Annotated in this window: 6 protein-coding genes; 3 read left to right on the top strand and 3 right to left on the bottom strand. The window is 70.9% G+C overall.

Annotation, left to right across the window (positions count from 1 at the left end; all coding sequences use genetic code 11):
- The coding region (locus ADX84_RS19915) for a ferric reductase-like transmembrane domain-containing protein (protein ID WP_049577568.1) at positions 1 to 1,056 on the top strand (1,056 nt) is incomplete at its 5' end.
- Positions 1,057 to 1,151: 95 nt separating this feature from the next.
- On the opposite strand, the gene ADX84_RS19910 is transcribed toward ADX84_RS19915, so the two are convergent.
- The 3 genes from ADX84_RS19910 to ADX84_RS19900 are packed head-to-tail and all read right to left on the bottom strand — an operon-like array spanning position 1,152 to position 4,250.
- Positions 1,152 to 1,976 carry a carbohydrate ABC transporter permease gene (locus ADX84_RS19910; RefSeq protein ID WP_049577565.1) on the bottom strand — a complete coding sequence of 275 codons (825 nt, stop codon included), beginning with the start codon at positions 1,974 to 1,976 and terminating at the stop codon, positions 1,152 to 1,154.
- The gene (locus ADX84_RS19905; protein WP_049577526.1) at positions 1,976 to 2,926 is read right to left on the bottom strand and encodes a carbohydrate ABC transporter permease; all 951 of its coding nucleotides are present in this window, start codon (positions 2,924 to 2,926) and stop codon (positions 1,976 to 1,978) included. The genes ADX84_RS19910 and ADX84_RS19905 overlap by 1 nt, the downstream gene beginning before the upstream one ends.
- On the bottom strand, positions 2,919 to 4,250 hold the full coding sequence (locus ADX84_RS19900) for an ABC transporter substrate-binding protein (protein ID WP_049577521.1): 1,332 nt from the start codon (positions 4,248 to 4,250) through the stop codon (positions 2,919 to 2,921). Before ADX84_RS19900 ends, ADX84_RS19905 begins: the two co-directional genes overlap by 8 nt.
- Before the next feature lie 246 nt (positions 4,251 to 4,496).
- Between ADX84_RS19900 and ADX84_RS19895 the strand changes: the two genes are divergently transcribed.
- Both ADX84_RS19895 and ADX84_RS19890 read left to right on the top strand, forming a co-directional pair.
- The gene (locus ADX84_RS19895) at positions 4,497 to 6,650 is read left to right on the top strand and encodes an alpha-N-acetylglucosaminidase TIM-barrel domain-containing protein (protein WP_049577517.1); all 2,154 of its coding nucleotides are present in this window, start codon (positions 4,497 to 4,499) and stop codon (positions 6,648 to 6,650) included.
- Positions 6,651 to 6,804: 154 nt separating this feature from the next.
- A complete protein-coding gene (locus tag ADX84_RS19890) occupies positions 6,805 to 7,920 on the top strand; it encodes a winged helix DNA-binding domain-containing protein (protein WP_049577512.1) in 1,116 nt (371 codons plus the stop codon).
- Positions 7,921 to 7,941 lie beyond the last annotated feature (21 nt).

Genomic DNA, 7,941 nt, shown 5'->3' with positions numbered 1-7,941 from the left:
CACGAACTCTCCCCCGGAGCCGCCCGGAAGCCCCGCCTCGACCGCCGCACGCTCCGATCCGACCTGCGCCACCTCCTCTTCGACGCCACCGCCGCCCTGGCCGTCACCTTCGTGATGTTCGTGGTCCTGTACCTGCGCGTCGAGGGCGGAACCTCCCAGACCCTGGAGGTGATGCCCCACCTCGCGGACGCCCAGCGGTACTGGCTGTACTGGGCCTGCCAGGCCTTTGGCTGGTCCGCGCTGCTGTGGGCGTGGATCACCGTCATGGTCGGCCTGCTGCGAGCGACCATGCCGATCCCGTCGTCCCCCGTGAGGCACTCCCGGCTGGAACGCTGGCACCGGGTCACCAGCGTCACCACCATCGCGCTGATGTTCGGCCACGCCCTCGCGTTCTTCCTCGAACTCCTCAGGCAGAACGACGACGGCCTCGGCACGCTGCCGCTGCTGTTCTCGGCGTTCGTCGACGTGTTCGTTCCCGGCGGGTACTCCTCGGGGACCGGTCAGGTCGCCATCCTGTTGGGGCTGATCGCCCTCTACCTGGCGATTCCGCTCAGCCTGTCGTTCTACGTGCGGGCCTGGACCGGGTCGCGGCTGTGGCGGGTCCTGCACCGGTTCGTCATCGTCGTCTACGTGCTGAGCGTGTGGCACACCCTGCTGTACGGCACCAACGTGTGGTTCGACGGCGCGTTCCGGACCTTCGTGTGGGCGCTCCAGCTCCCCGTGGCCCTGCTGTTCCTGGCCAGGCTGCTCACGCCCATTCGCCCCGAGGAGCGCCTGACCCGGTCCGACCTCCAAAGGGGGCCGGTGTTCCCGGCCCTGGCCCGGCTCTGCGGCCGCCTCCTCGCGGCCGCCGCCGTGGTCGTCCTGCTGCTCGTGACAGTGACCGGCCGCGACGGCGGGCGAACGCCCGGGCAACCGTCCGGGGACATGCTGGTCACACAGCCGATGGTGTGGGGCGGCCTCGCCGTCCTGCTCACCGTCATGGGCGCGGTCGGGCTGGCCGTCCGCGCCTCCGGCCAGGAGCCCGAGCGCGCCCGGCGCACCGGGGACTCCTAGCGGAAAGGGCCGCCGGGTCAAGTCCCGGCGGCCCCCGTCACGGCGGTCGGGCCCCGCGAACCGATCCTCTGCCCCGCCGTCCCCCTCTCCCGCCGTCACCCCTTCACCGCGCCCCGGGTGATGCCGTTGACGAAACTGCGCTGGAAGGCCAGGTAGACGACCACGATGGGGGCGATCACGATCAGGCTGGCCGCCGAGAGCAGCGGGATGTCGGTGCCGTACTGGCCGACGAACAGCCCCAGGCCGGTGGGCGCGGTGCGCAGGGCCGGGGTCTGCATCATCACGAGGATGAGCAGGAACTGGTTCCACGACCACATGAACACCAGGACCGACAGTGTGGTGATCGCGGGCCAGGAGATCGGGAGCAGTACCCGGGCCAGCACGACGCTGTCGCGGGCACCGTCCACCCGTGCCGCCTCCACCAGTTCCTTGGGGACCCCGGCGAAGTGCGACTGCATCCAGTACACCCCGAAGGGCAGGAACAGGGCGACCTCGGCGAGGACCACCCCGGTGTAGGTGTTGGTCAGGCCCACCTCGCGCAGGTTGAGGTACAGGGCGATGACCAGCAGTTCGACCGGCAGGGTGAGGCCCAGGACGAAGGCGAGGGAGAGCACGCGGCCGCCCCACACGCCGAGGATCGAGAGCGCGTACCCGGCCAGGGTCGCGAAGCAGACCGTCAGCGGCACGACGAACGCGGCGATGACCAAGCCCGATTTGGTCAGCTGCTCGAAGCGTCCCGCCTCCCAGGCGAGCCGGAAGTTCTCCCACGACCACGTGTCCGGCACGCTCAGGCCCCCGACCTGGGTGCCGGTGGGATGCAGCGCGGCCAGGACGATCCCGAGGAAGGGGAACAGGACCAGCACGGCGATCAGGGTCAGCACACCGTGGCGCAGGACCGACAGCGGGACTCCTCGACGCATCACTTCTCCCTCGCGAGCAGTCGGATCACGCTGACCAGGGCGATGACCAGCAGGGTCAGGACCACGGCGAGCGCGCTGGCCGCTCCGATGTCGCCCTCGTTGAAGGCGAGCCGGTAGACGAGCAGGGCCGGGACGTTGGTCTGCCCGGCGGGGCCGCCGTTGGTGGTGACGTACACGAGGTCGAAGCTCGCCAGCGCGGCGATGGTGGTGATGACGCCCGCGATGCTGATCTCCTTGCGGAGCCCGGGCAGCGTGACGTGGAGGAACCGGCGCAGCCGTCCGGCCCCGTCGAGCGCGGCGGCCTCGTGCAGCGCCGGGTCGATCTTCTGGGCGCCGCTCATGAACAGGACCATGCACAGGCCGCTCATGCACCAGGTGCCGATCAGTCCGAGGGCGACCAGCGCGACGTGGTAGTCGGCGAGCCAGGAGCGGGCCAGCCCACCAAGCCCCACCGCACCCAGGAACTCGTTGACCGCACCGTCGCCGCTGTAGAGCCAGCGCCAGGTGGTGCCCACCGCCACCAGCGGCAGCACCTGCGGCAGGAAGTAGACCGTCCGGTAGAAGGTGGTACCCCGGCCGCCGCGGGCGGTCAGCAGCCCCGTCATCAGCAGCCCCACCGCGATGGGGACGATCGAGAAGAAGAGGATGAGCACGAGCCCGTTGCCGATCGCCCCGACCAGGAGCGGGTCCGTGACGACCCGCGCGTAGTTCTCCAGCCCGGCCCAGGTCGGGGGTTGGACCCCGTCCCAGTCCAGGAAGGAGAAGGAGAACGTGCTCAGCGCGGGGTAGATCGCGAAGCCGCCGTAGACGGCCAGGGCCGGCAGCAGGTAGAGCCAGCCCTTGAGCCCGGCCCGGACCCGCCTCCTCCGACGCGGGCGCCCGCCCCCGGCGCCGTGGGTCGGCGCGGGGGCGGGCGTGGAGTGCGGTTGCGCTGGAGCGCCGTCACTCATGGTGGCTTTCCCATTCGGCCTGCAACGAGGCGAGGAACTCCTCCGGAGTGGCGCTACCGGAGATGAGTCCCTGGATTCCGGGTGTGAGCTGGTCGATCATGCCGGGCGTGGCGTAGTCCGGGAAGGGGACGATCCCCTCGTTGTCCGCGACCGTCGAGAAGCCGAAGTTGACCTCGTTCAACAGGCCGTAGCTCTCGATCGGCGCCTGGGTGTCCACGGGCATGAAGCCGGTGGCCAGCTGGATCTCGGCCGCCTCGACGCTGCTGAGGTAGTCGAGGAAGGCGGCTGCAACGTCCGGGTGCTCGGTGTGGGAGGACACGGCGTAGGCGACGCTGGCGCCGGAGGCGACCGGTGCCTGGTCCACGGTGGTGCCGGGCATGAGCAGGAAGCCGACATCGTCGCCCATCTCCGCCTCCAGCTCGAAGGCGGCCCAGTTGCCGGTCACGAGGAACATGCTCTCCCCGTCGACGAACTCGGCGCGGGCGTCGTTGTCCGAGGTGGCGTTGGCGCTCTCGGTGACGTACCCGGCCTCGACCCAGCGGTGGAAGGTCTCGGTGGCCTCGGCGGCCGCCTCGGTCTCGATCGTGGCGCCCTCGGCCCCGTACACCCAGTCCTTGTACTCGCTGTGGTCTCCGAGCCCGTTGAGCAGGGCGTTCCAGATCTGGAAGCCGCCCACTTCGAGGCCGCCCACGCTCATGGGGGCGATGTCGGCCTCGTGGGCGAGTTCGAGGGCGGACTCGAAGTCATCCAGGGTCGCGGGCGGCTCGGGGACCCCGGCCTCCTCCAGGACCTCGGTGTTGTAGAAGACGCCCAGGACGGAGAGGGCTCCGGGGGCGGCGTAGAGACTGCCGGTGGCGAACTCGGAGGCCTCGTCGTTGGACTGGAGGGGTTCCAGACTCGCCTCGGGGAAGGCCTCGTCCCAGCCGTAGGCCTCGGCGTAGGGGTCGAGGTTGAGGATGTGGCCGCCCGGGATGAGCGACCGCATCGCCCCGGGGTTGTACTGCGCGATGTCGGGGGCGTCGTCCGAGGTCATCGACAGGCTGATGGTCTTGACGTAGTCCGTGAACTGGGTCTGCTGGAGCTCGATGTTCACGTTGGGGTACAGGGACGTGAAGCCCTCCACCAGTTCATGGGTGGGAGGGTCGTCCGCGAAGGCCAGGGTCAGGGTGGCCTCCACGTCGCTGATGTCGGTGGAGACGTTGTCGGGTGTGTTGTCCTGGGCGGAACCGCCGGAGAGGGCGGCGCAGGCCGTGAGTGTGAGCACGGCCGACGCGCTCGCCAGCGAGAACGCGGCGGGGCGCAGAACCTTTTCCTTGGGGGGCATCCTGAATCTCCGTGATCCTTTTTCGCGGGGGGTGCCGAACCTCCTGGGGAAACCGCCCACCGAACCCCCGACACACGAAAAAGGGGAACAGCGGCGGGGGGAGTTCGCAGGTCGGGGGGCATTTCACCACCACGCACCCGCCCCGGCGCGATATGGCGAGGCCTGGCACCCCAAGGCTTGTCCGGCCTCAGATCAATTATGTACTGTACGTAACTGAATTCTCACGACGCAACTTGGATAACCTAAATGTCCGCTATTGCAACAAATCCTCCAATTTGGGATTCAGTGGTGACCGGCTTGGTCACCAGGATTCTCGGTCCCGCCCATCCGGAAGTCCACTTCAGATCGCTCGACGCGCGGAAACGGTCCTTCGAGTACCGCGCCGAGGCGGGCGTCCTCAAGGTCGCCGCCACCGACGCGCTCGCCGCCGCCGTGGGTCTGCACACCTATCTGCGGAGCGTCTGCGCGGTCGCGGTCGGCTGGGACACCCCCCGCCCCCTGCCGGTCACCGAGTTCCCGGACGCCCCGACCACCGAGAGGACCGCCGAGACCGACCACCTCTACTACCTGAACTTCTGCACTCAGGGGTACACGTCCGCCTACTGGGACTGGGACGACTGGGAGCGCGAGACCGACTGGATGGCGCTGCACGGCGTCACCATGCCCCTCACCCTGCTGGGCCACGAGGCGGTGCTGCTCGACGCGTACACCGGACTCGGGCTGGACGAGTCGACGCTCCTGCGGTTCCTCGGAGGCCCCGGCTACCTGCCCTGGCAGTACATGGGCAACCTGGACGGCTTCCCCGGCCCGATGCCCTCCTCGTGGATCGACGGCCACCTGGCCCTGGCCCGGCGGGTCCTCGAACGCCAGCGCTCCTTCGGCATGACCCCGGCACTCCCCGGCTTCACCGGGCACGTCCCCGCCGATCTGGCACCCGGCCGGACCCGAACCCGCACCTGGCAGGGCTTCCGGACCCACGTCCTGGACCCCGCCGACCCCCTGTACGCACGCGTGGCCGAGGAGATCGCGCGCAGCCAGACCCGTCTGCTGGGCACCGACCACCTGTACGCCATCGACCCCTTCATCGAGATGGTCCCGGTGAACGCCGACCCCGCCTTCCCCGGAGCGGTGGCACGGGCCACCCTGGACGGCCTGACCAGGGCCGACCCGGACGCGGTGTGGGCACTCCAGGCCTGGCCCTTCTCCTACCAGCGCGACTTCTGGTCCGACTCCCGGGTGAACGCCTTCCTGGACGCGGTCCCCGACGAACGCCTGCTGGTCCTCGACCTCTGGGCGGAGGAGGATCCCCAGTGGTCCCGCCTGGACTCGTTCGGCTCCAAGACGTGGGTCTGGTGCGCCCTCCTCAACTTCGGCGGACGCACCGACCCCATCGGCGACCTCCAGGGCGCCGTGGACGGGATCAACGCGGCCAAGGCCACCGGGAACCGCCCCGTGGGCCTGGGACTGGCCATGGAGGCCACCCGGAACAACCCGGCCTTCTTCGAGCTCGTGGCGGACCAGGTGTGGACCCGGACCGGGAACGTGTCCCGGGACTGGCTGCCCGGGTTCGTCCGGGGGCGCTACGGCGCGGACGCGGACCCGGCCCTCCTGGCGGCCTGGCGGGCGCTGAACGCCACCGTCTACGGCGCGTCGGAACTACGGATCTTCCCCGAGCAGTTCAACGGGGTCCTGACCGCGCGACCGGGCTACGCGGACCTCGGCTCCCCCGGCCGCGTCCGGTCGGAGGTCTCCGGGCTGGTCTGGTACGAGTGGGCGGATCTCGTCGGGGCCTGGGAGTCCCTGGTGGGCGCGGCCGAACGGAGCCCGGGACTCGCGGACGGTCCCCTCGGCGGCGACCTGGCCGACGTCGCCATGGCGGTCCTGGCCAGGGTCGCCGACCACCGCTACACGGACCTGGTGGAGGCTGCGGCCGGGCACGGCGAGGTCCCACCGGACGGCGTGGAGCGGTTCCTGCGCGTGTTCGACGACCTCGACGCGCTCCTGGCCACCCGACCCGAGTACCGGTACTCGACCTGGGAGGCTCGCGCGCGGACGTGGGCCACCGACGAGACCGAACTCCGTGTCCTGCGGGACAACGCCCGCCGTATCCTCACCGTCTGGACCACGTCCGAGGACACCGTGCTCGACGACTACGCCGCACGTCTGTGGGCGGGTCTGGTCGGTGGTTACCACCGGCCCCGGTGGAAGGCGTGGGCGGAGGGCCTGCCCCTGGCCCTCTCCGACCGGTCGGCGGCCTCAGCGGAGCTCGACCGGAGGCTGACCGGGATCGCGGAGCGCTTCCTGGCCGAGGGGGCGCCCCAGGTGCCGGTCCCGGAGGAGGGGATCGTGGGTCGTTCCCGCCTGCTCCTGGACCGTTACGGCCCCTCCGACGCCCCGTGAGCGCGGCCCCGAGGTGACCTCCGCTTCCGTGTGCGAGCCGCCGGGGGCCGGCTCCAACGCGGGTACCGGCGCCGCGTCGGTCAATGGAGGACAGAACCTGGCCTCCACCTCTGCGAGGGTTCCCCCGGTACAAGAGGAAGCAGGGGAACAGACCATGCCCACCAGGAACGCGACCGTGCTGGACGACCGGGCGCTCAACCGCGCCACCCTCGCCCGGCAGGGGCTGCTCGAATCCTCCGGGCGGTCGGCGCTGGAGACCGTGTCCCACCTGGGCGGACTCCAGGCGCAGGAACCCCAGGAGCCGTTCGTCGGGCTCTGGACCCGGATGCGGTCCTTCGAGGCCTCGACGCTGTCCCACCTCCTGACCGAACGGCGGGTGGTGCGGGTCCACCTCATGCGGCGCACCGTGCACCTGGTCACCGCCGAGGACGCCCTCGCCTGGCGGTCCCGGTTCGCCGCCATGCTGCGCCAGAAGGTCATGGGGGTCTACCGGGACGACCTGCGCGAGGTGGACCTGGACGAACTCGCGGAGGCGGGACGGGAGGTGATGTCCGACGGTCGGCCCCGTTCCATGACCGAGTTGGTCGCGGAGCTCTCCCACCGCTGGCCGGACCCGGGACGGCGCCCGCTGGGCGAGATGCTGATCTCGGCCCTGGTCCCGGTGGCGCAGGCCCCGCCGCGCGGACTGTGGCGGACCGGGGGCGGGGTGCGCAACGTGCTGTTGTCCTCCTGGCTCGGCCGGGAGGTCGACCCGCTGATCACGGACGGCTCCGACCCTGTCGGGCGGGCCCTGGTCCGTCGCTACCTCGCCGCCTACGGCCCCGCGACCTCCACCGACCTGCGCTCCTGGTGCGGGCTGGCCGGGTTGCCCTCCGCGGTGGCCGCGGTCCGTGACGAGCTGGTGTCCTTCCGGGACGAACGCGGCCGTGAGCTGCTGGACCTGCCCGACGCGCCGCGCCCGGACCCCGACACCACGGCCCCGGCCCGGTTCCTGCCCGCCTTCGACAACGCCGTCCTCGGCTACCAGTACCGGAACCGGATCATCGACGACCAGCACCGGGGGCTGTCTGTGGCGGGCGAACGCGTGGTGCTGGTGGACGGCCGGGTCTCCGCGACCTGGCGATCCGAGGACGGCACCGTGGCGGTCACCCCGCTGCGGCCCCTGACCGGAGCCGACCGCGACGAGGTCGCCGAGCAGGGTCGGCTGCTGGCCCTGTTCCTGTCCGACCAGGACAGCGACCGTGTGCGTGTGGGGGCGCCATCCACGTGAGCGCCGCGCCCGCCGGTTGAC

This window comes from Nocardiopsis sp. SBT366, from assembly GCF_001083815.1.
GTDB lineage: Bacteria > Actinomycetota > Actinomycetes > Streptosporangiales > Streptosporangiaceae > Nocardiopsis > Nocardiopsis prasina.
Note: the sequence above shows the minus strand (reverse complement) of the source record. Positions and strands in the feature narration are given on the sequence as shown.

What these genes read in the sequence shown, in the direction of transcription:
- ADX84_RS19910 (WP_049577565.1), bottom strand. Translation starts at nt 1,976, where the DNA reads ATGCGTCGAGGAGTCCCGCTGTCGGTCCTGCGCCACGGTGTGCTGACC.
- ADX84_RS19905 (WP_049577526.1), bottom strand. Translation starts at nt 2,926, where the DNA reads ATGAGTGACGGCGCTCCAGCGCAACCGCACTCCACGCCCGCCCCCGCG.
- ADX84_RS19900 (WP_049577521.1), bottom strand. Translation starts at nt 4,250, where the DNA reads ATGCCCCCCAAGGAAAAGGTTCTGCGCCCCGCCGCGTTCTCGCTGGCG.
- ADX84_RS19895 (WP_049577517.1), top strand. Translation starts at nt 4,497, where the DNA reads ATGTCCGCTATTGCAACAAATCCTCCAATTTGGGATTCAGTGGTGACC.
- ADX84_RS19890 (WP_049577512.1), top strand. Translation starts at nt 6,805, where the DNA reads ATGCCCACCAGGAACGCGACCGTGCTGGACGACCGGGCGCTCAACCGC.